The organism is Muriicola sp. Z0-33 (genome assembly GCF_026126425.1).
Taxonomy (GTDB): Bacteria; Bacteroidota; Bacteroidia; order Flavobacteriales; family Flavobacteriaceae; genus JAFMPW01.
Window position 1 is genome coordinate 542,713 of record NZ_JAFMPW010000001.1, and the last position, 21,918, is coordinate 564,630.

Here is a 21,918-nt window from a genome sequence, read left to right on the forward strand (position 1 = left end):
AAGGATTTATTGCTGTTTTTTGCAAATATTAGCCCAGTAAAGTAGGAGGGCCAAGACCGCGTCGCAAGATAGATAAACTTTGAGGAACAGTGAAGATGTTGGCCGTTAATATTTCTTAAATCAGACTGGGACTTAGTCGTTGTAAAACAGACTTCAGCAACATTTTGTTATTATTTGGTATTAGACGGTCAAATTCGCAAATAAACCAATATATTTAGGGGTATAATCAAACCAAACAGACTATAATGATAGGGATCATCTCTTTTGTGGGCTTCACCCTGATGGTGGCCGTAATTTCTTATTTTGCTACTCGAACAACAGATGAAACTTCTTCTGACGGGTATTTTCTCGGAGGACGGAGTTTGACAGCAGGCGTAATTGCTGGTTCCCTGTTATTGACGAATCTTTCTACAGAACAGATAGTTGGGTTAAATGGCAGTGCCTACAAAGATGGTTTATCTGTTATGGCCTGGGAGACCCTGGCCGCTATGGCCATGGTGGTAGCTGCTATTTTTTTGCTGCCCAGGTATCTTAAAGGAGGTTTAACTACTGTACCCCAGTTTCTTGCCGAGCGTTTTGATGTATCTACTAAAACGATCACCTCAGGGCTCTTTTTAACAGGGTATGTTGTGGTGTTACTTCCGGTAATACTGTATTCGGGCTCAGTGGCAATTAGTGGAATGTTCAATGTTCCTGAACTTTTGAATGTTTCGGATAAAACAGCTTTGGTCCTTTGTATTTGGGGAATAGGGATTATTGGCTCTATCTATGCCGTATTCGGTGGCCTTAAGGCTGTAGCAGTCTCCGATAGTATCAATGCAATTGGCCTAATGATAGGAGGAATTCTGATTCCGGTTTTTGGTCTTATGGCAATTGGAGATGGCAGTGTTTTTACAGGAATAGACACATTAATGTCTGCCCATCCGGAACGGTTCGATTCTACTGGAGAAGCCGGGCAGGAAGTGCCATTTTCTACAATTTTTACCGGGATGATGCTGGTACAACTATTTTACTGGGGAACCAATCAGCAAATTATACAAAGAGCATTAGCTGCAAAGAATCTGGCAGAAGGTCAGAAAGGGTTGTTACTTGCTTCTTTCCTTAAAATATTGGGTCCGTTAATTTTGGTATTACCTGGCATGATAGCGTATTACTACTTCGATGGTGGATTGGCTTCTAGTGATCTGGCTTACCCGGAGTTAGTAAGAGCGGTATTGCCAAATTATCTGGTTGGTTTCTTTGCGGCAGTGCTATTTGGAGCGATACTGAGTTCTTTTAATAGTGTCCTGAACAGCTCTGTGACCCTTTTTGGGATAGATATATACAAGCAGCACATCAACCAGGAGGCCCCGGAGAAGACAGTAGTGAAGTACGGTAAAATATTTGGCGTCTGCCTTGCGCTGGCGGCTATGTTTATAGCTCCAATGATTGCCAATGCAGGAAGTTTGTTCAACTATTTACAGGAGATAAACGGAATTTACAGTATCCCGATCCTGACCATCATAGTTGTCGGGTACCTGACTAAGAAGGTGCCGGCTATTGCGGCCAAGGTTGGAATAATCTCCGGGTCGTTACTTTATATTATCAGTCAGTTCTGGTTACAACCAAAATTTATAGCCAGCGCGCTGGAAGAGGCAAAAGCAGCAGGGATCTCGGATGCCGCTGAACTTGCTTTGGTAGAGGCTGATGCTTACCCGCATTATTTACATGTAATGGCCATTCTATTTATAACAAATTCTGCCATAATGCTGATAATAGGCAGGATATATCCTCGTAAAGAGGCCTTCGAATTACAATATACAGAGCAGGTAGATATTACACCTTTCAAGTATGTAAAACACGCAGGTATTGCAATTTGCGTAATTGTGGTAAGTATTTACATCTATTTTGCCAAATAAGATTAAACCCCGCATGATAAAGGCATATCAAGGCGGGGTTTTTATTTTTAGATGTATTGATTGATAATATTCTCGAATAATTCTTGTTTACCACTCTGAAGTGTCAATTCACCATTTTCTTTGGCGATCTCATAGAGATCAGTAAAATTGAGATTCCCATTTTCAAAATCACTTCCTTTGCCAGAGTCGAACGAACTATATCTTTTCTTACGGAGGGCATCGTATGCTGATGAGCTGATAATTTTGTCAGCAGTTATTAGTGCTCTTGCAAAGGTATCTGCCCCTCCTATATGAGCATGGAAAACATCTTCCATGTCTGTAGAATTTCTCCTGATTTTAGCATCAAAATTAACACCGCCACCTTGGAGTCCGCCTGCTTTTAAAAACACTAACATGGCTTCAGTAACTTCGGTTATATTATTTGGGAACTGATCTGTATCCCATCCGTTCTGGTAATCACCCCTATTGGCATCTATACTTCCAAGCATTCCTTGAGCTGCTGCGATCTCTAATTCGTGTTGCATGGTATGGCTGGCAAGCGTTGCATGATTTACTTCAATATTCAATTTAAAATCGTCCTGTAGCCCATATTGATGTAAGAACCCAATAACGGTAGCGCTGTCGAAGTCGTACTGGTGTTTCATTGGTTCCATAGGTTTTGGTTCAATAAAGAAATTGCCGGTAAAACCCTGGTTACGGGCATAGTCTCTGGCCATTCCAAGAAACCGGCCCATATGATCTAATTCTCGTTTTACATCTGTATTCAATAAAGACATATAACCTTCTCTTCCACCCCAGAATACATAATTCTCTCCGTTAAGTGCTATGGTAGCGTCCAGAGCCAGTTTAATCTGGCCCCCTGCACGGGCTAGAACATTAAAATCTGGGTTGGTAGCTGCGCCGTTCATATATCTTGGATTGGAGAAACAGTTGGCAGTGCCCCATAGCAGTTTTACACCGGAGGCAGCCTGTTTTTCCTTTATGTAATCTACAATTCCAGAAAGTCTTTTTTCAGATGCTGAAAACGTATCTGCTTCCCTTACGAGGTCGAAGTCGTGGAAACAGAAATAGTCGAACCCCATTTTGGTTATGAATTCAAATGCTGCATCTGCTTTTTCTCTTGCTGCATCCATTGCATCACTAGGCTGGTCCCATGGAAAATTCTGAGTTCCGGGCCCAAAAGGATCTGCACCCTGACCACAGAAGGTATGCCAATACGCAATGGCAAATTTAAAGTGGTCTCGCATGGTTTTACCAGCGACGATCTGTTCTGGGTTATAATATTTAAATGCCAGTGGATTATCAGAATCCTTACCTTCAAATTTTATTTCCCCTATTCCTTTGTAATATTCTTTGTTTCCAATAAGTGCCATGATTTATCTATTAATTGTTTGCTTGTTTTCTATATTTTAAAAAATGTCTCCCGACTGCGCTGTTTAACCTAATTAATTCTGCAGGGTTAACTCCAGATCTCTTTTCCAATTTTCATAGGCTATAGTATATGCTTTAATATTAGAATCAGGTTTGTAGCTCATAACATATTCATTGTTGATAAGCTGTTTCCCGAAAGATTCAAAATCCCCTTTGTGCAATTGGCAGGCCCTTGCTGCTCCGACAGCACCTGTGGTATTATATATTTCTATTTCCTGCCCAATCAAGGAAGCAATTGTATTTGAGAAAATTTCGGACCTGAATAAATTGTCATTACCAGCCCTCATAACGGTTGGCCTGATCCCATCAGAAGTCATTATCTCCATCCCATATACAAAGGAGAAGGCAATACCTTCCAAAGCGGCCCTGCAAAGATGTGCTTTGGTGTGGTTATTTAAATTTAGATGTGAAATTTGGGTGCCTAGTTCCCTGTTGTTTAGCATGCGTTCGGCCCCATTCCCAAAAGGAAGCAAGGTAACACCATCTGATCCTATCGGTATGGATGCGGCCAGTTCATTCATTTCATCATAACCAGAAACATCCAGATTGTTTAGCAGCCACCTGTATTGTATCCCTGCCCCGTTGATGCATAATAATTTTCCGATTCTAGCTGATGACAATTTGTAATTAACATGTGCAAAATTATTTACTCTGGCACTTTCCTTTACAGAAAGGTTATCTGTTACAGCATAAACCACTCCTGAGGTTCCTCCTGTAGCCGCCACCTCTCCCGGGTTGAAAATATTGAGTGATAGTGCATTATTGGGTTGATCACCTGCACGGTATAATATTGGGGTACCTATAGCAAGTCCTGATGCTTTGGCCCCTTCTTCTGAAACTTTTCCCTGCTCGGAAAAGGTATCGGTTATGTCGGGGATATGTGATTCGTTAAGACCGTAGTACGATAATAGCCAATCAGCAATTTTGTTCTCCTTAAAGTCCCAGAAAATTCCTTCTGAAAGGCCCGAAATAGTAGTGTTTATGGTATTACTTAGTTTAAAGGCAATATAATCTCCCGGGAGCATAAATTTGTGGACCTTATCGAAATTTTCAGGCTCGTTTTCTTTTACCCATTTTAGTTTGGAGGCCGTAAAATTAGCAGGGGAGTTTAACAAATGTGAGGAACATTTTTCATTACCTAATTCATCATAGGCTTTCTGACCAATGGCAACCGCCCGGCTATCGCACCAGATAATAGATTTTCTGATTGGGATACCTTTTTTATCTACCAGTACCAAACCGTGCATCTGATAAGAGATTCCAATTCCTCTAATTTCTTCCTGGGATATATTCGTGTCTTGAATGAGCGATTTTGTGGCCGTACAAACATGTTGCCACCAGTCTTCCGGATGTTGTTCTGCCCAACCGTTTTTGGCTGCAAACATCCCCATTTCTTTTTTGGGTTCGGTTACTACAGCTACATTTTTGCCAGTTGAAGCATTTACAAGTGCTGCCTTAATGGAAGAACTTCCAATATCATAACCAATGAAATACATAGAGAGATAATGAATTTAAGAGGCTTCAAGATATTGCTTTTAGGTGTATAGGACAAATACCTGTGGTGCAAATTTTAATGAAGCGTTAAAGAAGCTTATTTACAGACCCATTAATGGGTGTTCATATTGAGACGGGGTAATAGCACATAAAAAAACCCTGATGCTAGCTAACATCAGGGTTTTTAAACACTTAAATTAATCTATTTTTAGTAACCCGGGTTTTGAGTTAAAGCTGGGTTCGCCAATAACTGACTTGCAGGAATTGGGAATAACTTATACGTATCGTTGTTCACAGAACCTGGAGCCTTAAAGATCCAATCTCTGGTGAATTGTCCGAAACGAATTAAGTCGTTTCTTCTCCATGATTCAGCAAATAGTTCTCTACCTCTTTCATCCAATAGATCTTGAGATGATACAGTTCCTAATGGTGTAGCTCCTCTAATTACTCTTAGCTCATTTACCATAGCAGTAGGATCTCCACCACTACGCATCATAGCTTCTGCTTTCATTAAATGGGCATCAGAATATCTAAAAAAGATCTCATGACCAAGGAAAGCACCATATCTAGGATTGTACTTCATTACACGGATACCTGTAGTTTCATCATTATTGATGATATTAGGAGCACCGCCGCCATCAAGGAAATCTCTTTTAAAGGTCAATGGAGCACCAGCTCTATCTGTAAGTGGAGTGCCATCAAGGGCATACTGTTGTCCTGCAAGGAATCCGTTACCTACCTGAGAACCGGACTCAAATCCATCTTCATTTTCAGTTCCAGGACGACCGGTAAATGGTAATCCACCGGGAGGTACACCACCTCTTCGTTCCTCCTGACCATCCAAAGCAGTTTCATCCAAAGCAACTCTGTTAGAGTTGGGATCTCCTTCAAAAAGATCATAGTATTCTGCCAGGGTAGCAAAGCCATTCCAGCCACCACCACCTTGAGAGGTTGAATTATAATGCAATCCGTTAAAGATACGGTTACCTACACCGGAGGCTAAAGTCCAGATAGATTCATTGTCAGGAGAATCCCTGAACAAATCAAAATATCCTGCCTGCAATGCATATCCTTCTGAAGCAATTTCATCAACAAGTGAAATCACAGAGGCCATATCTCCTGCGTCTGCACTTCCACCTGTGTAGATGTGCTTGTTAAGGAGTACTTTAGCTTTTAGGTACCTGGCAGCTGCCTTGCTGGCTCTGCCATTGGCAGCACCACTACCCGCAGTAACTGCAGGAAGATTAGAAATAGCAGTATCTATATCGGATATAATAAAGCTAACTGCGGCTTCTCCTGATAGTACTTCAGGTAAAGTAGCAGATGGAAGCGTAACATCCCTGAAAGGAACCTGTCCGTAATTGTCAAGGATAACCCACATACTCAAGGCTCTGATAAAGCTAGCTTCACCAATATTAGTTGCACTTGGGCTACTTCTTGAATCCATAACCTGAGAGGCAATCAATTGGTTTCCGTTCCAATCGTTCCATGTATTAATTACAAATACGTGCTCTGGAGTCCATAGGTGTTGGTGTAAACTAGACCACTGTCCGTTATCACCCCAGTCTGTTCCTCTTGTAGGAACTATCGCAGCATCTGTAGTTACTTCGTTCAGTGCAAATCTATTGCCCTGATCTCCGTATTGGCCATTCAGTCTGTTGTACAATTCATCAACAGTAGAGGAAGGATCTGCCAACCCCTGGAATCCTTCACTAATAATAGAGTCAGATTCTTCAATCTCCAAATTGGTACAGGAAACTAAGCCTACAACCGCTAGGAAGGTTAAAATGTAAAATTTAAATTGAATTCTTTTCATGATATCTACAATTTTTTTTATTAGAATGACGCGTTTATTCCAAAGGTTATCGTTCTTGGATTAGGAAATGCAGCCCAGTCAATACCTCTTGTTGGTACCCCAGAACCTAAATCTCCGGTGGCCGTTGTAATTTCAGGATCTAAACCAGAGTAATCTGTGATCAGAAATAAGTTCTGCCCTGTGAGCGATAAACGAAGACTCTTAAAGAACGTCTTATCTTCTAGAGGCCAATTATAGCCGAGGGTTGCGTTTTGAAATCTAACAAAATCACCTTTTTCCAAATACCTGGTAGAAACGTCCGCAGATGTACCAGGAGCCTCACCACTATTTGCAAGTGCTACTGTCACGTTACGCGCGTTTGTCAATGAACCAGAAGTAAAGAGACCGTTCGCAGTGTTGTTATACACAGAGAATCCGAACTGCCCAGTGAAATAGGCAGAAAAATCCCAGTTTTTAACATTAAGATTTAATGAAAGACCGGCGGTAACATCTGGTAGCGCATCCTCACCGACAAAAACCTTGTCCTGGAACACATCACCAACGCCATCTCCGTTTTGGTCAGCGAAAGTAGGCTGGCCAGCAGAATCAAGACCAGTATACTCTGCCATATAATAAGAGAACAAAGATCTGCCTGCAGCAAAACGCTGGGCGAATGCTCCTGAAAGCCCCTGACCGTTAATTGCGCCTGTATCTATAAGGCCGCCAAAATCTTGCACCTCGTTTTCGTTATATGCAATATTGAATGAACTGGAAAAACTCACATCCTCCTGTTGGATCCAATCGTATGCCAATGCCACCTCAATACCCTGGTTGACAATTTTAGCATCAACGTTACCAAACTGGAACGGATCTACTGCAGGAGCAGCAGGTGGAGTTCTCAAGAGTACGTCTGTAGTTTCGTTCTTATAAACGTCTATACTACCGCTAAAACGGTCGTTGTTGAAACCAAAGTCTAAACCAACATTAAGGTTTAAAGTAGGTTCCCACTTCAAATCAGGAACATCTGTTGCAACAATTGCCAGACCGTTAGGATTAACAACAAAAGAATCGTTTTCTATAACGAGTCCTCCAAATCGCTGTCTTGCTACAAAGTTTCCATAACCAAGACCATCCTGGTTACCAGTAACACCTGCACTCAATCTAAGTTTTAAAGTAGAAACTGATTCTCCTATAAAATCTTCTTCTCCAATTTGCCATGCAAAAGCACCAGATGGGAAATAACCGTATTGGTTTTCCGGACCAAACCTGGAAGAACCGTCAGCTCTTAATGTCCCCGTAAATAGATACTTGCCTGCATATGTGAAGTTTATCCTTCCAAAGAAAGATTGCAATTCATCCGTATTGTCAAATGTATCAGCAGTCATACCCTGAACATTTCTATTGAATCCAAAAGCAATTTCCTCCTGTGCAACAACATTTGGTAAAAGTCTGTTTATTAAAAGACCTGTAGTGTTAGAACCATAATAGTATTGTTGGTAAGAACCGCTAATTGTATTTGCAGCACCGTTTACGGTTTCTCTCAGATCATTTCCCATTTGGTTCAGATCTGTAGTTCCAAATCCTCTACCGGCAGCATTTCTACCCATAGTTTGAAAATCCTGGAACGAGTAACCAACAAGTACATCCACTGAAGAATTATCATAATCTTTCTTCCAGTTTAAGGTGGCTTCCAATAATGTATTCTCTCTTTCTAAGGTATTGTATACTCCAAAACCTTGTCCGGCTATTCCAGTTAGATTTAAAACATTACCGGAAATTACTGAAACGTTCTGGCTATCAGATTTGTCATAACCTATATTCACTTTACCTTTTAATTCAGAAGTAAAGCTATATTCTGCAGAACCGTTAAGTAAGACCCTGTCTGTATTGGTTCTGATCTGTGTATTGGCTAATTGGTTAGCTGGGTTTATAAGACCACCTAAATTTGAAAAGCTAGGACTAGCTGGCCATGTTGGGTTAGCGGAATAGGAGGCACCTAAAATGTCACCTCTAAATCCTGCACCTCCGGCGAGCGGAGCAGTTTCATCATTTACCCTTGAAAAAGTAGCTGACAAGCTTAATGTTAATTTGTCATCTAAGAATCTGTGTCTTGCGTTAATTCTTCCGGTAATTCTTTCCAAATCGGTTTTTTCAATTACACCAAACTGCTTGCTATACCCAAAGGTTGCTCTCACATTCCCTTTGCCATAGTTATTAGCATACGAAATGTTGTTGTTGGTAGAAACCGCTGTTCTGGTAATAAAATCTTGCCAGTTGGTATCGAAGCCGAAATCTGTAGTTGCCAAATCTGCATTTGGGTTAAACTGGAAAACAGCAGGAACAAATTCATCTGCATTTAGCAGATCATAGCTATCGGCTGGTGTAGAAATACTCAAGCTGCTAGAGAATTCTATTACCCCTCCAGAAGCAGCTTTACCGCTTTTAGTGGTGATAATAACAACCCCATTTGCTCCACGAGAACCGTAAATTGCCGTAGCAGAAGCGTCCTTAAGAACACTGATACTTTCAATATCGGCAGGATTCAAGAAGTTTAATGGGTTTCTCACAGCGTTAGCACCTCCGTTACCAGCATCACCTGATGGCGATGTATTTTCTCCTGATAATGGCACCCCGTCTACCACAAATAAAGGATTGTTGTTGGCACGTACAGAGTTAGAACCCCGTATGTTAATCGAGATACCTGCTCCAGGTTCACCACTAGATTGTGAAATATTCACACCTGCGGTCTTACCCTGAATCAATTGTTCAGGAGAAGCAATTACCCCGCCGTTAAAATCCTCAGCGGTTACAGCCGTCACGGCACCGGTGGCGTCCTTTACGGTAGTAGTACCATATCCAATGATCACTACTTCATCCAATGCCTGTGCATCTTCCTGTAAGGTCACATTTATAGTGCTCTGCCCATTTACTGCAACTTCCTGAGTGGCAAAACCAATATAACTAAAAACCAATGTAGCATTGCTGTCTACATTACTCAGGCTATAGTTACCATCGAAGTCGGTTTGTGTACCGTTAGTGGTGCCTTTTACAACAACACTGGCACCGGGCAGGGGACCATTGGAGTCCGAAACAGTACCTGATACGTCTTGCGCCTCTACCATTGAAAAGCAAAGCAATGCTCCCACTAGTATAAAGCTTCTTAGTAGCGTAATCTTCATAAATAGTTAATTTAAAGTTTAGTTAATTTTAATTCCAAGGATAAACATATGTAAAAAAAATGTTAAAACCCTATACATTATATAATAAGGTATAACGAAACCGTTTTCGTGTTAATAACTTTTAGATATGTAGACCTCATAATATAGTGTACCTAAAATTATGCAATCCTTAATTTTGAGGTGATTATTTTGGTAAAACAGGAACAAAGATAGTGTTTTTTTAATTCTATACATACTGATTTTTAATTAGTACGCATGAAATTAAGCTGTTTTTGGTATTGTTAATTAAAACAAAAAACCAAATTTTACTTTTTTATTACTTAATTTCACTTAACAAATAATTTACTATAGTAGAAGTGAAAAGGAAAATCACACTGAAGCATATTGCAAGGGAGCTGGAGGTCTCTATTTCTACGGTGTCCAAGGCGTTGAAAAATAGTGAGGAAATTAGTAGAGATACTAAGGAAAAAATTCAGGCTTTTGCAAAATTATATAACTACAAGCCGAACAATATTGCCATTAGTTTAAAGAACAAGCGCACTAAAAATATCGGATTAATTATCCCAGACATTATTCATCATTTTTTTACCACGGTTTTCAGGGGGGTTGAAAAGTATGCCAACATGAGAGGCTACAATGTTATCGCCTGCATTTCCGATGAGTCTTTTGATAAGGAGGTGATAAATATGGAAATGCTTGCCAATGGGAGTATAGACGGTTTTATAATGGCTTTGTCTGCAGAAACGCAGTTAAAGAACGATTTTAATCACTTGAAAGAAGTTACTGAACAAGGCATACCTCTTGTGCTTTTTGACAGAATCACGGATGAAATTAATTGTGATAAGGTTATAATTAATGATGAGGAAGCTGCTTATCAGGCTGTCGTAAAACTAATTAAGGATGGCCGAAGAAAAATAGCATTGATAACCACCGAAAGTTATTTTAATGTTAGTGAAAAACGCTCCCAGGGCTACTTCAGGGCCTTAAGGGAACATCAAATAGCGGTAGATGAGAACCTGGTGTTAAGGTTGCCATATCAATATGAAGAAGAGCAGCAAAGTGCTGAATTCTTTGCATCAAGAGAAATAGATGCTGTGCTGTGCGTAAACGAAATTTTCGCAATCAAATGTATGAGACATGCAAAAAAGAATGGGTATAGCATACCGGAAGACATTTCTTTTATTGGTTTTACCGATGGGATTTTGTCAAAATATTCTACTCCAAGACTAACCGCCGTGGCACAGCATGGTGAAAAAATGGGTGAAGTTGCCGCCCAATTGCTAATAGATAAAATAGAGAGTGAAGTAGATGAGGAGGAAGAAACCTTCAAAACAGAAATTCTGGAGGCTACTCTGGTTGAAAGAGAATCTACTATTAACTAATGGCAATTGAACACTTTTAGTATTCATATTGGCAGATTCCTAAAATTGATTAGCAGTTTAATTTTATCCTCTTATTTTTACACCTTTATTTTTACTCATAGATTGATATAAGTAACATGAAAAACACAGGTTTTATTTTTGATTTAGACGGGGTAATTGTGGATACCGCAGGATACCATTATTTAGCCTGGAAGAAACTTGCAGATGAACTGGGTATTGAATTTACCGAAGAAGATAATGAACAATTTAAGGGAGTAAGCCGTCAGAGATGTCTGGAAATTCTTTTAGAAATGGGGAATATTGAAGTTGAGCCGGAACAATTTGAATCGTGGTTAAAGGAAAAGAATGAAGAGTATCTGACCTATATTGGTAAAATGGATGAATCTGAGATCCTTCCCGACGTTCCTAAAGTATTAAAGTATTTAATAGAAAGAAATATACCTATGGCTCTGGGATCAGCAAGCAAAAATGCCGCACCTATACTTGAAAAGGTAAAACTTAAACCTTATTTTACATCGATTGTTGATGGAAATGCGGTAACAAAGGCAAAACCAGACCCAGAAGTATTTCTAATTGCAGCAAAAGATCTGGGAGTTGATCCTAAGCATTGTATTGTATTTGAGGATGCTTTGGCAGGAATACAGGCGGCCAACACTGCAGGAATGATAAGTATTGGTATTGGTGACCCGGAAATATTGGCAGAGGCCAATTTTAACTTCAGAGATTTTACAGAGATCGACAATGATTTTCTAAATGAACTGATTAATTTAGAAAATTAGTAAGCGGTAGTAATTTTGGTCACTATCATTACATTTATCAATAATAATATCAGGATAACACTAGGGCTAATTTCAAACACATAAAAAATGAATCAGGATTATATTAAGGTAGACCCATGGTCTATAATTGAAGAAGGTTTTGACAAAGAAAGTGTTAAGTCCTCAGAGAGTCTTTTTAGCATCGGTAATGGTGCCATGGGACAACGGGCTAATTTTGAAGAGGATTATTCCGGTGACACCTTTCAGGGGAGCTATATTGCAGGGGTTTATTATCCGGACAAAACAAGAGTAGGTTGGTGGAAGAATGGGTATCCTGAATATTTTGCAAAAGTATTGAATGCGCCCAACTGGATTGGTATCAAGGTATTGGTGAATGGAACAAGCCTTGACCTCAATACCTGCAAGCAGGTAGATAATTTCAGGAGAGAACTCAACATGAAAGAAGGTTGGTATTCCCGGACATTTTCCGCAACACTTCCAAATGATATAAAAATTGATGTAAAAGTCACCCGCTTTCTTAGTCTGGACCTGGATGAAGTCGGGTGCATAAAATATGAGATTACTCCGTTGAATAGTGCGGCCAAGGTGAAATTTATTCCCTATTTAGACAGTGGTATTACCAATGAGGATAGCAACTGGGATGATAAATTCTGGAATACAACAAAAATTTCTTCCAAAGGAAACAGGGCTTTTATTGAGTCTCATACCATGAAAACCAATTTTGCGATCTGTACTTTTATGGAAGCTTCTTTAGAATATGGGGGAGAAAATATGGCAATCCAACCAGTAGAAGAGCAACAGGAGCTAAGTATATCTCATGCATATGAGCAGGAAGTAGAGGAGGCCAAAACTGTGACATTATTCAAGTATGGTGGATATACGGTATCTACCAACCATAAGCCAGAGGAACTTGTGGCCGCGGCTAAAAAAACTTTGGATAAGGCAATTGCCATAGGTTTTGATAAGTTGCTTTCGATGCAGCAGGCAACATGGGCCTCCATTTGGGAGATGAGTGATATAAGTATAGAAGGAGATGTTAAAGCCCAACAGGGAATCCGCTTTAATATTTTCCATCTCAATCAGACTTATTTAGGAACAGATTCCAGGTTAAACATTGGTCCAAAAGGATTTACCGGCGAAAAATACGGGGGGAGTACCTATTGGGATACAGAGGCCTATTGTATACCCTTCTATATGGCCACTAAAGATCAAATTGTAGCCAGGAAATTATTGAAATACAGATATAACCATTTGCAAAAGGCTATTGAGAATGCAGAGAAATTAGGTTTCAGCAATGGCGCTGCACTATACCCAATGGTTACTATGAATGGAGAAGAGTGCCATAATGAATGGGAAATTACTTTTGAAGAAATTCATCGTAATGGTGCAATAGCCTTTGCCATATATAATTATTACAGGTATACGGGCGACTATAGTTATATCCCGGAAATGGGTCTTGAAGTCCTTATTGGCATTTCGCGATTCTGGATGCAAAGGGCTACTTTCTCAGAGCATAAAAAGAAGTACGTCATCCTGGGAGTGACAGGCCCCAATGAGTATGAAAATAATGTAAATAATAATTGGTATACCAACTATATCTCCAAATGGTGTATGGAGTATACCCTTGCTCAGTTGCAAAACGTAAAAGATGAATATCCGGAGGATTATCAGAGAATTATAAGCAAAACCAAACTCTCTGAAGAGGAGACTACCAAATGGGCGGATATAAGCGATAATCTATATTTTCCATATTCAGAAGAGCATCAGGTATTTCTTCAGCAGGATGGATTTTTAGACAAAGAATTGATAACGGTGGCCGATTTGGATAAGTCGCAACGTCCGATAAATCAAAAATGGAGCTGGGACAGAATTTTGCGGTCTCCTTACATAAAACAAGCCGATATCTTGCAGGGATTTTATCTTTTCGAAGATCATTTTACCACCGAAGAATTAGAACGCCATTTTGATTTTTACGAGCCGTTTACTGTGCATGAATCATCCTTGTCTCCCTGTGTGCATAGCATACAGGCGGCCAAATTGGGAAGAATGGAACAGGCGTATACTTTTTACCTGCGCACCTCCAGATTAGACCTGGACGATTACAATAAAGAAGTAGAGGAAGGATTGCATATTACTTCAATGGCCGGTACCTGGATGAGTATTGTTGAAGGATTCGGAGGAATGAGAATTGTGAATGACGAGTTATCATTTACTCCTAAAATTCCCGAACAATGGAAAGGGTATAGCTTTAAAATCAATTTTAGAAGTAGTATCCTTAAGGTGAGTGTTACCCATGAAGGAACAAGCTTCAGGTTAGATGGGGGGAAAGCAATCCACATCACCCTAAATGGTGAACGTACACAGATTGAACCCAGATAATACAGCAGCTGCAAAAAATGAAAAAGTCTATCTCCGGAATCGGTTTGGTCATTGTAATCTGCTTGATCGTTTCGGGATGTAAATCGGATAAAAAATTGGATAGAACTGAAACAAAAATTCCCTCAAAAAGCAAAATAGTAATCTATCAGGTATTTACGAGGCTCTTTGGAAATACTAAAACGGCTAACATACCCTGGGGCACTTTGGATGAGAATGGGGTGGGAAAATTTTCAGATTTTACTGAGAAAGCCTTAAATGAAATAAAAGCCCTTGGGGTAACGCATATTTGGTATACCGGAGTACCACATCATGCCATCGTTACCGATTATTCAGATTTTGGTATTCCCGAAGATGACCCTGATGTGGTAAAAGGAAGGGCGGGTTCTCCATATGCGGTAAAGGACTATTACAATGTTAATCCGGATTTGGCCGAGCAACCCGAAAGGCGTTTGGAAGAATTCAAAGCGTTGATAGCCAGAACCCATAAAGCAGGGCTTAAGCTACTAATAGATATCGTTCCCAATCATGTCGCCAGGAATTATGAGGGTAAATCTTCCCCGGATGGCATTGCACCATTTGGTGCTGCTGATGACACTTCCCTGGCCTACAGTAAACACAATAACTTCTATTATATTCCTGAAGAGGCATTTCAGGTACCGGAATGGCAAAACGGATATCTTCCCCTGGGAGGAGATAGTCACGAACTTGCCGATGGACAGTTTGATGAAAATCCGGCAAAATGGACGGGCAACGGCTCTCGCCTGGCACGCCCTAATGCCGATGACTGGTACGAAACGGTTAAGATAAATTATGGCGTAAGGCCCGATGGTACCATTGACTTCGACCGATTACCACAGGGATTTGAAAATAAGGATATTAAAGACCACTTTAACTATTGGAAAGAAAAGGAGGTACCGGATTCCTGGATAAAATTCCGCGATATAGCAGAATATTGGCTGGCCCTAGGGGTGGACGGATTTCGATTTGATATGGCCGAAATGGTTCCAGTGGAGTTCTGGAGTTATTTAAATTCTCAAATCAAAATGAAGAATAATGACGCCCTGATCCTGGCGGAAGTTTATCAACCTCAACTCTACAGAGACTATATCCATAAAGGGAAAATGGACTATCTATATGACAAGGTAGAACTATATGACAGCCTAAAGCATATAGTTAAAGGCTATGGATGGACAGATCATATTCCTCAGATTCAAAAAGGATTGGAAGATATAGAGCACCATATGTTGCATTTCCTGGAAAATCATGATGAACAACGGCTGACAAGTCCGGATTTTGCCGGAGACCTTAAAAAGGGAAATCCTGCAATGGTGGTTTCGGCAACAATTAGTACTTCCCCGACAATGATATACTTTGGACAGGAAGTAGGGGAGCCTGCAAAAGAGAATGCCGGGTTTGGATCACCAACAAGAACCTCAATCTTTGATTATATAGGAGTGCCCCATCATCAGCGATGGATGAACAATAAAAAATTTGATGGCGGACAACTTTCAGCCGAAGAAAAAGAACTGCGCGATTTTTATAGCCGGTTGTTGAATTTTACAATCAGTAGTAAAGCATTGATGGGAAGTTATGCAGATATACATATGTATAACAGAGGTAAAACCCAGAATTATAACCACCGTGTCCTGTCGTTTGTAAGATGGTCAGAAAACGAGAAATTAATTGTTATAGTTAATTTTGATGCCAGCGAAAGTTACACCTTCGATTTGGAAGTTCCTGAGCACATTGTTCAACAATGGCATTTGATAGATGGCGAATATGAACTTGCAGATCAGTTATACCATACTGATAGAACTAAACTGATTGTAAAGGAAGGGGTAGGAAAGCTAAATGTAGATATAGAACCCCTGCAATCCTTTATTTTCTATCTTGAGGATTAATATAAATAAGGGCAAATTTGCCTAAAGAATACAACTACCTTACAGCAAAATTGCCCTTAATTCCAAAGCGGTCATGAAGTTTCTTTTGGTGCAGTAGCTTTATATACAGAAGCAATAGCAACACCAATTAATCCGTAAAAAATAATTTCAATAACTCCGTTAACCAGCTGTCCGGTCAGATCAAAGATATCTGATGTGGAGTACCATAATAAGCCCAGTCCAATACCAACAAATACGCCTACCCATGCACCGTATTGAAATCCACCTTTTGCACTGTGATGGCCCCTTGCCCATTTGCCGTAAATAACACTAAGGGCGAAGGCGGCGATAAGGTTACTCAGGATCAGAAATACCATATCTGGATTTTCCTTCATTACATTGTTCACAGCGTGGGCTTCAAAAAATTCTGCTGTAGCAAATCCCCAAATGGCATAGCCCAGTAAAAACATGACCAGAAAACCGGCCAGAGTAGCTAGTAAATTTTGTTTTGTAAACATGTTTAAGATGTTAATTGGTTAATACAGAGCATAATATAAGAAATGAAAGACTATGTTTCTTCAAAAAACCTAATAATCTTGAGGAACGAAACGAGTTAATTTCGCGCTCAAATTGTAGTTTTGCTGATAAATAGTATAACAAAATGAAAAGAATAACACTGGCATTTTTGGCATTAATAGTAGTAAGTTGCGGCCAAATGGAGAAATCTGATAAATCACTGGTAATAGGACACAGAGGAGCCATGGGTCATGAAACCGAGAATACATTGGCATCTGTTCAAAAGGCGCTGGACCTGGGCGTGGATATGATAGAAATAGACGTTTTTAGGATTAAAAGCGGTGAGATCATGGTTTTTCATGACGTACGTGTAGACGAGCTCACCAATGGCACTGGCAATATTGAAGAATATAGTTATTTGGAGCTAAAGCAACTTACCCTCGATGGAAATCATAAAATTCCAATACTGCAGGATGTAATTACCTTGATTGATAAAAAGGTGCCGTTGAATATTGAATTAAAAGGAGCCAACACGGCAGACCGCGTAAACCATATCATCAATGTTTACATAAAGAAGCGGGGATGGTCCCAGCAAGATTTTGTTATTTCCAGTTTTAATTGGGAAGAATTGCGTGAAATGCGCAGAATAAATCCGGAAATTGCAATAGCCGTACTCACCGAGGCTAGCCCGACAGATGCCATTGCTGTGGCCAAAGAGCTTAAGGCGGTTGCTATTAATCCTGACTTTGAAAGCTTAACCCCTGAGGATGTCATTAAAATACAGGAGGAAGGATTTCGGGTGTACACCTGGACGGTGAATGAGCCAGAGGATATTTTAAGTGCCCAAAATATGGGTGTGAATGGGATATTTACCAACTATCCCGAGCGCATAAATTAAATGTACGATTTTGATGTTATAGTAGTCGGAGGAGGTGCTGCAGGGTTTTATGGAGCAATTCAAATTGCGGAGGCCAACCGTAATTTGAAAGTGGCCATACTGGAAAGAGGAAAACAAGTATTGTCTAAGGTCAGAGTCTCAGGTGGCGGCCGTTGCAATGTAACACACGCAGAATTTGATCCTGGAGCATTGACAAAGAATTATCCCAGAGGTGAAAAGGAGCTGCTGGGTCCATTTCACACACATTGTACAGGTGATGTGGTAGCATTTTTTGAAGATAGAAATGTACCGCTGAAGATTGAATCTGACGGGCGTATGTTTCCTGTTTCAGATACTTCGGCAAGCATCATTGATTGTTTCCTTAACGAGACTAAAAATTTGGGAATTCAGTTGTTAAAGAATAGTCCTGTAACCGATTTAAAACCGCTAAATAATGAAGAAGCTGGCAATGAGGGCGGTTGGAGGGTCTTTTCTGCAAAGAAGGAATATGTCGCAAAGAAATTATTGCTCACCACAGGGAGTAATCAAAAAATCTGGAACATACTCAGCAGATTGGGTCATAATATTATAGCGCCAGTACCTTCCTTGTTCACCTTTAATATCAAAGATCCCAGAATAAGTGGTATCCAGGGTCTAAGTAGTCATGCTGCGGTTGAAGTGGTTCCCAGAAAACTTAGTAAAGAAATTTCAATATCGCTCAGGAGCAATGCTGCCAAAAGAAGAGCGCTTACATCAGAAGGCCCCTTGTTAATTACACATTGGGGGATGAGTGGCCCCGCCATATTAAAATTATCTGCGTGGGGCGCAAGAGATTTAAATGCCTATGAGTACAAATTCAAAATACGGATTAATTGGTTGCCAGATTATCATAGAGATGGCGTGCTGTCTCATTTACAGGAGATCAAGGCTGTGGAACCTAAGAAAACAATACTTCGCACAAAAGCCGTAGAGATTCCCCGCAGACTTTGGATTAACCTGGTACAGGCTTCCGGGATATCACGCGATATGCAATGGGCAGCTGCTTCTGCAAAAGATATGGAGCGTCTTACAGAGCAACTCACTCAATCTATCTTTACTGTGGAGGGTAAAAGTACCTTTAAAGAGGAGTTCGTAACCGCAGGAGGTGTAGATTTAAAAGAGGTTAATTTTAAAACCTTTGAAAGTAAAAAACATCCTCATCTCTATTTTGCAGGAGAAATTATTAATGTTGATGCGATCACCGGGGGCTTTAATTTTCAAAACGCCTGGACAGGAGCTTATATAGCCGCTCAGGCTATTGCAAGTGCTTTTGATTAAGCCAGGGCCATGGCCAGCGCTGCGGCCAGGATACCACCTACAATTGGTCCAATTACCGGAATCCAGCTGTATCCCCAATTATTATCTCCCTTGCCTTTAATAGGCATAATAGCGTGCATAATACGCGGTCCCAGATCTCTTGCCGGATTAATAGCGTATCCTGTTGTACCTCCAAGTGAAAGGCCAATAGACCAGACTAAAAAAGCTACGGGTAAAGCCCCGAGTGATCCCAGGCCTATGACAGATTCGGTATCGGCGATAGAGGCGTCCGTAAAATAGAGCACGGTAAAAACCAATACAAAGGTACCTACCACTTCGCTCAGGAAGTTTCTAAAAGTATTGCTTATAGCCGGATCGGTGCAAAAAACAGCTCTTTTTAACCCCGTATCATCCGTCCTGTCAAAATGATCTTTGTATACCAGCCAAACCACCAAGGCACCAATCATGGCCCCGATAAATTGTCCTAATAAATAGGAGGGTACTGCTTCCCATGAAAACGAACCTGCAACAGCCAGTGCAATAGTTACAGCAGGATTAATATGAGCACCGCTATAAGGGCCGGCGACCACCACAGCAACATAAACGGCAAGGCCCCAGCCTGTAGTAATTACTATCCAGCCGCTATTATTTCCCTTGGTCTCGTTGAGAATTACATTTGCTACAACGCCACAACCCAAAGTTATAAGTAGGGCGGTTCCTAAAATTTCTGCTATAAATGGTGTCATTAGTTGGTATTTATGATGTTTGTATTGAGGTTGAACTTATTCGGTATGTAATATGGGTATTAGTATACAAAGCAACTAGCCCCTGGACCAGTGCTCTAGTGCATCAATGGCCCTGTACCATCCCTTGATACCATTGTCTATTTCAGACCTGTCTTTTGCTGGCTTGAAACGCTTGTCTGTCTGCCATATTTGCTGGATTTCTTCCAGATCATCCCAATAGCCCACTGCCAGGCCTGCAAGAAAAGCAGCTCCCATTACGGTAGTTTCAACTATCTTGGGACGTACTGTTTCAGTATTTAATACATCAGACTGAAACTGCATTAGCATATTGTTTACCGTAGCTCCACCATCTACCCGAAGTTCTTTAATGGAAATGCCTGAGTCCGCTTCCATAGACTTCAGAATATCCATGGTCTGATAGGCGATAGATTCTAAGGCGGCCCTGGCGATATGAGCATCTGTACTTCCCCGGGTAAGGCCAAATATGGTTCCCTGAGCGCGCTGATTCCAGTGTGGTGCCCCTAGTCCTGCAAAAGCAGGGACAAAATAAACTCCTTCGGAATTATCAACCGAAGAAGCCAGGGACTCTACTTCAGAAGAAGTTTTGATAATTTTCAAACTATCACGCAGCCATTGTACAACGGCACCTGCTATGAAGATACTGCCTTCTAGCATATATTGTGCCTTGCCATCTATTTGCCATGCAACTGACGTAAGCAAATTGTTTTTAGATACAATTGGTGTATCCCCAATATTCATAAGCATAAAACAACCTGTACCATATGTGTTTTTTACCATGCCTTCTTTGGTACACATTTGTCCAAATAAAGCGGCTTGCTGGTCTCCGGCAATCCCGGCTATAGGAATTTCAGAAGCAAAGAAATTAGAACTCGTATGCCCGTATACCTCGCTCGATTGTTTTACCTGGGGTAATATACTTTTAGGGATATCAAACAACTCTAATAATTCATCATCCCAGGATAAGGTATTGATATTAAAGAACAGGGTACGGCAGGCATTGGTAACATCGGTTATGTGAAGTTCTCCATTGGTCATATTCCAAATTAACCAGGTATCGATTGTACCCATTAGGATCTCCCCTTTTTCAGCCCGTTCCCGAACTCCTTCAACATTGTCCAGGATCCATTTTACTTTGGTGCCCGAAAAATAAGCGTCGATAACCAATCCGGTTTTTTCATTAATGAGTTGGGCCTTACCCGCTTCTTTCAGACTATCGCAATAATCCGCCGTCCGTTTGTCTTGCCAGACAATGGCATTGTATACTGGTTTCCCTGTGTTTTTATCCCATAAAACCACTGTCTCTCGCTGATTGGTAATTCCAATAGACGCTATATCCTCGCCCTGAAGTCCTTTTTTAGAAACAGCCTGAGCGGCCATATCTGCCTGGGTAGACCAAATTTCCAATGCATCGTGCTCTACCCAGCCTGGCTTTGGAAAATGTTGTGTAAACTCTTTCTGGGCTGTGGAAACTATTGTACCGGCTCTGTCGAAAAGTACTGCCCGGCAACTTGTAGTGCCCTGGTCCAAGGCAAGAATGTATTTGCTCATAAATTTATATTTGTAAGTTTCTCATTGGCTTTTGGGCCGGGAATAAATGTAATCGAAAAAATCTGGACTTCATAATGTCCAAATTTTAGTAAAGAATAATTCTTGTAAATTGAACAGCTTAAACCATATATATGCCTAGGTATATTGCACTTTTAAGAGGAATAAACGTCAGTGGCGCCAAAAAGATACTAATGAAAGACCTAAAACTGCTCTTTGCCAAACTAGGGTTTAAGGAGGTGGTAACCTACATTCAAAGTGGAAATGTCGTCTTTACTACAAAAGCTGCACCGACTAACAGCCTGGAAGAATTGATTAGTAATGCCATTCAAAAGGGGTATGGGTATGACGTCCCGGTTATAGTTCGTACCAGGGATCAAATAGGGACTATTCTTAGTAATAACCCCTATCAGGATCAGGAACTCTTAGCGGCTAATAAAGTAGGATACATCCTTTTTAAACAAACTCCCAAAAAAGAACTCCTGGATGCACTTGAACAAGAATCCTTTGAAAATGAAGAATTGACTATTATTTCCAATTGCGGGTATCTGGTTTATCACAAGGGTGCCGGGAGGGCTAAACTCAACAATAATCTGATAGAGAGAAAACTTAAAATTGATGCCACCGGTAGAAATCACAGGACGATGATAAAATTAATGGAACTTTCTCAATAGGGGTACAGACCAGGTCAGCAAGCCGA

The 21,918-nt window shown here is 40.6% G+C and carries 15 protein-coding genes; 8 read left to right on the forward strand and 7 right to left on the reverse strand.

Translation table 11 applies throughout. The features are described 5' to 3' along the window. Nucleotides 1–245: 245 nt before the first annotated feature. Nucleotides 246–1,898 (forward strand): solute:sodium symporter family transporter, encoded by a 1,653-nt coding sequence (locus J1G40_RS02375; RefSeq protein ID WP_265240675.1) that lies wholly within the window; start codon nt 246–248, stop codon nt 1,896–1,898. A 47-nt stretch (nt 1,899–1,945) separates the two neighbouring features. Here J1G40_RS02375 and xylA read toward each other — a convergent pair whose 3' ends face one another. From xylA to J1G40_RS02395, 4 genes are all read right to left on the reverse strand, one after another. Next, nucleotides 1,946–3,271 carry a xylose isomerase gene (xylA, locus tag J1G40_RS02380; protein WP_265240676.1) on the reverse strand — a complete coding sequence of 442 codons (1,326 nt, stop codon included), beginning with the start codon at nt 3,269–3,271 and terminating at the stop codon, nt 1,946–1,948. Nucleotides 3,272–3,343: 72 nt separating this feature from the next. After that, complete coding sequence (locus tag J1G40_RS02385; RefSeq protein ID WP_265240677.1) at nt 3,344–4,825, reverse strand: xylulokinase; 1,482 nt, start codon at nt 4,823–4,825, stop codon at nt 3,344–3,346. Nucleotides 4,826–5,031: 206 nt separating this feature from the next. Continuing rightward, nucleotides 5,032–6,639, reverse strand: a complete 1,608-nt coding sequence (locus tag J1G40_RS02390; protein ID WP_265240678.1) for a RagB/SusD family nutrient uptake outer membrane protein — start codon at nt 6,637–6,639, stop codon at nt 5,032–5,034. A gap of 20 nt (nt 6,640–6,659) precedes the next feature. Continuing rightward, entirely contained in the window at nt 6,660–9,797 is a 3,138-nt protein-coding gene (locus J1G40_RS02395; RefSeq protein ID WP_265240679.1) for a SusC/RagA family TonB-linked outer membrane protein, read from the reverse strand. Nucleotides 9,798–10,153: 356 nt separating this feature from the next. Here J1G40_RS02395 and J1G40_RS02400 point away from each other — a divergent pair, with 356 nt between their 5' ends. From J1G40_RS02400 to J1G40_RS02415, 4 genes are all read left to right on the forward strand, one after another. Then, nucleotides 10,154–11,179: a LacI family DNA-binding transcriptional regulator gene (locus J1G40_RS02400; RefSeq protein WP_265240680.1), complete on the forward strand. Its 1,026-nt coding sequence runs from the start codon at nt 10,154–10,156 to the stop codon at nt 11,177–11,179. A 116-nt stretch (nt 11,180–11,295) separates the two neighbouring features. Further along, nucleotides 11,296–11,958 (forward strand): beta-phosphoglucomutase, encoded by a 663-nt coding sequence (pgmB, locus tag J1G40_RS02405; protein ID WP_265240681.1) that lies wholly within the window; start codon nt 11,296–11,298, stop codon nt 11,956–11,958. An 87-nt stretch (nt 11,959–12,045) separates the two neighbouring features. Further along, the gene (locus tag J1G40_RS02410; RefSeq protein ID WP_265240682.1) at nt 12,046–14,337 is read left to right on the forward strand and encodes a glycoside hydrolase family 65 protein; all 2,292 of its coding nucleotides are present in this window, start codon (nt 12,046–12,048) and stop codon (nt 14,335–14,337) included. Nucleotides 14,338–14,354: 17 nt separating this feature from the next. Further along, nucleotides 14,355–16,238: an alpha-amylase family protein gene (locus J1G40_RS02415; RefSeq protein ID WP_265240683.1), complete on the forward strand. Its 1,884-nt coding sequence runs from the start codon at nt 14,355–14,357 to the stop codon at nt 16,236–16,238. Between the two features lie 71 nt (nt 16,239–16,309). Here the strand turns inward: J1G40_RS02415 and J1G40_RS02420 are convergent, their stop codons facing one another. Beyond that, the gene (locus tag J1G40_RS02420; RefSeq protein WP_265240684.1) at nt 16,310–16,735 is read right to left on the reverse strand and encodes a hypothetical protein; all 426 of its coding nucleotides are present in this window, start codon (nt 16,733–16,735) and stop codon (nt 16,310–16,312) included. Between the two features lie 143 nt (nt 16,736–16,878). Here J1G40_RS02420 and J1G40_RS02425 point away from each other — a divergent pair, with 143 nt between their 5' ends. Together J1G40_RS02425 and J1G40_RS02430 are read left to right on the forward strand one after the other, a co-directional pair. Further along, on the forward strand, nt 16,879–17,631 hold the full coding sequence (locus J1G40_RS02425) for a glycerophosphodiester phosphodiesterase (protein WP_265240685.1): 753 nt from the start codon (nt 16,879–16,881) through the stop codon (nt 17,629–17,631). Further along, nucleotides 17,632–18,927, forward strand: a complete 1,296-nt coding sequence (locus J1G40_RS02430) for an NAD(P)/FAD-dependent oxidoreductase (RefSeq protein ID WP_265240686.1) — start codon at nt 17,632–17,634, stop codon at nt 18,925–18,927. It begins immediately after the preceding gene. Here J1G40_RS02430 and J1G40_RS02435 read toward each other — a convergent pair. Both J1G40_RS02435 and glpK read right to left on the reverse strand, forming a co-directional pair. Then, nucleotides 18,924–19,652, reverse strand: a complete 729-nt coding sequence (locus J1G40_RS02435; RefSeq protein WP_265240687.1) for an MIP/aquaporin family protein — start codon at nt 19,650–19,652, stop codon at nt 18,924–18,926. The genes J1G40_RS02430 and J1G40_RS02435 overlap by 4 nt on opposite strands. 75 nt (nt 19,653–19,727) lie before the next feature. Beyond that, the gene (gene glpK, locus J1G40_RS02440) at nt 19,728–21,221 is read right to left on the reverse strand and encodes a glycerol kinase GlpK (protein WP_265240688.1); all 1,494 of its coding nucleotides are present in this window, start codon (nt 21,219–21,221) and stop codon (nt 19,728–19,730) included. 131 nt (nt 21,222–21,352) lie between these two features. Here glpK and J1G40_RS02445 point away from each other — a divergent pair, with 131 nt between their 5' ends. After that, nucleotides 21,353–21,892 (forward strand): DUF1697 domain-containing protein, encoded by a 540-nt coding sequence (locus tag J1G40_RS02445; protein ID WP_265240689.1) that lies wholly within the window; start codon nt 21,353–21,355, stop codon nt 21,890–21,892. Nucleotides 21,893–21,918: the final 26 nt, after the last annotated feature.

Excerpts from the sequence above, each read along its gene's own strand:
- J1G40_RS02375 (WP_265240675.1), top strand. The coding sequence starts at position 246 with ATGATAGGGATCATCTCTTTTGTGGGCTTCACCCTGATGGTGGCCGTA.
- glpK (WP_265240688.1), bottom strand. The coding sequence starts at position 21,221 with ATGAGCAAATACATTCTTGCCTTGGACCAGGGCACTACAAGTTGCCGG.
- J1G40_RS02395 (WP_265240679.1), bottom strand. The coding sequence starts at position 9,797 with ATGAAGATTACGCTACTAAGAAGCTTTATACTAGTGGGAGCATTGCTT.
- J1G40_RS02410 (WP_265240682.1), top strand. The coding sequence starts at position 12,046 with ATGAATCAGGATTATATTAAGGTAGACCCATGGTCTATAATTGAAGAA.
- J1G40_RS02390 (WP_265240678.1), bottom strand. The coding sequence starts at position 6,639 with ATGAAAAGAATTCAATTTAAATTTTACATTTTAACCTTCCTAGCGGTT.
- J1G40_RS02430 (WP_265240686.1), top strand. The coding sequence starts at position 17,632 with ATGTACGATTTTGATGTTATAGTAGTCGGAGGAGGTGCTGCAGGGTTT.
- J1G40_RS02425 (WP_265240685.1), top strand. The coding sequence starts at position 16,879 with ATGAAAAGAATAACACTGGCATTTTTGGCATTAATAGTAGTAAGTTGC.
- xylA (WP_265240676.1), bottom strand. The coding sequence starts at position 3,271 with ATGGCACTTATTGGAAACAAAGAATATTACAAAGGAATAGGGGAAATA.
- J1G40_RS02415 (WP_265240683.1), top strand. The coding sequence starts at position 14,355 with ATGAAAAAGTCTATCTCCGGAATCGGTTTGGTCATTGTAATCTGCTTG.
- J1G40_RS02385 (WP_265240677.1), bottom strand. The coding sequence starts at position 4,825 with ATGTATTTCATTGGTTATGATATTGGAAGTTCTTCCATTAAGGCAGCA.
- J1G40_RS02445 (WP_265240689.1), top strand. The coding sequence starts at position 21,353 with ATGCCTAGGTATATTGCACTTTTAAGAGGAATAAACGTCAGTGGCGCC.
- J1G40_RS02420 (WP_265240684.1), bottom strand. The coding sequence starts at position 16,735 with ATGTTTACAAAACAAAATTTACTAGCTACTCTGGCCGGTTTTCTGGTC.
- J1G40_RS02435 (WP_265240687.1), bottom strand. The coding sequence starts at position 19,652 with ATGACACCATTTATAGCAGAAATTTTAGGAACCGCCCTACTTATAACT.
- pgmB (WP_265240681.1), top strand. The coding sequence starts at position 11,296 with ATGAAAAACACAGGTTTTATTTTTGATTTAGACGGGGTAATTGTGGAT.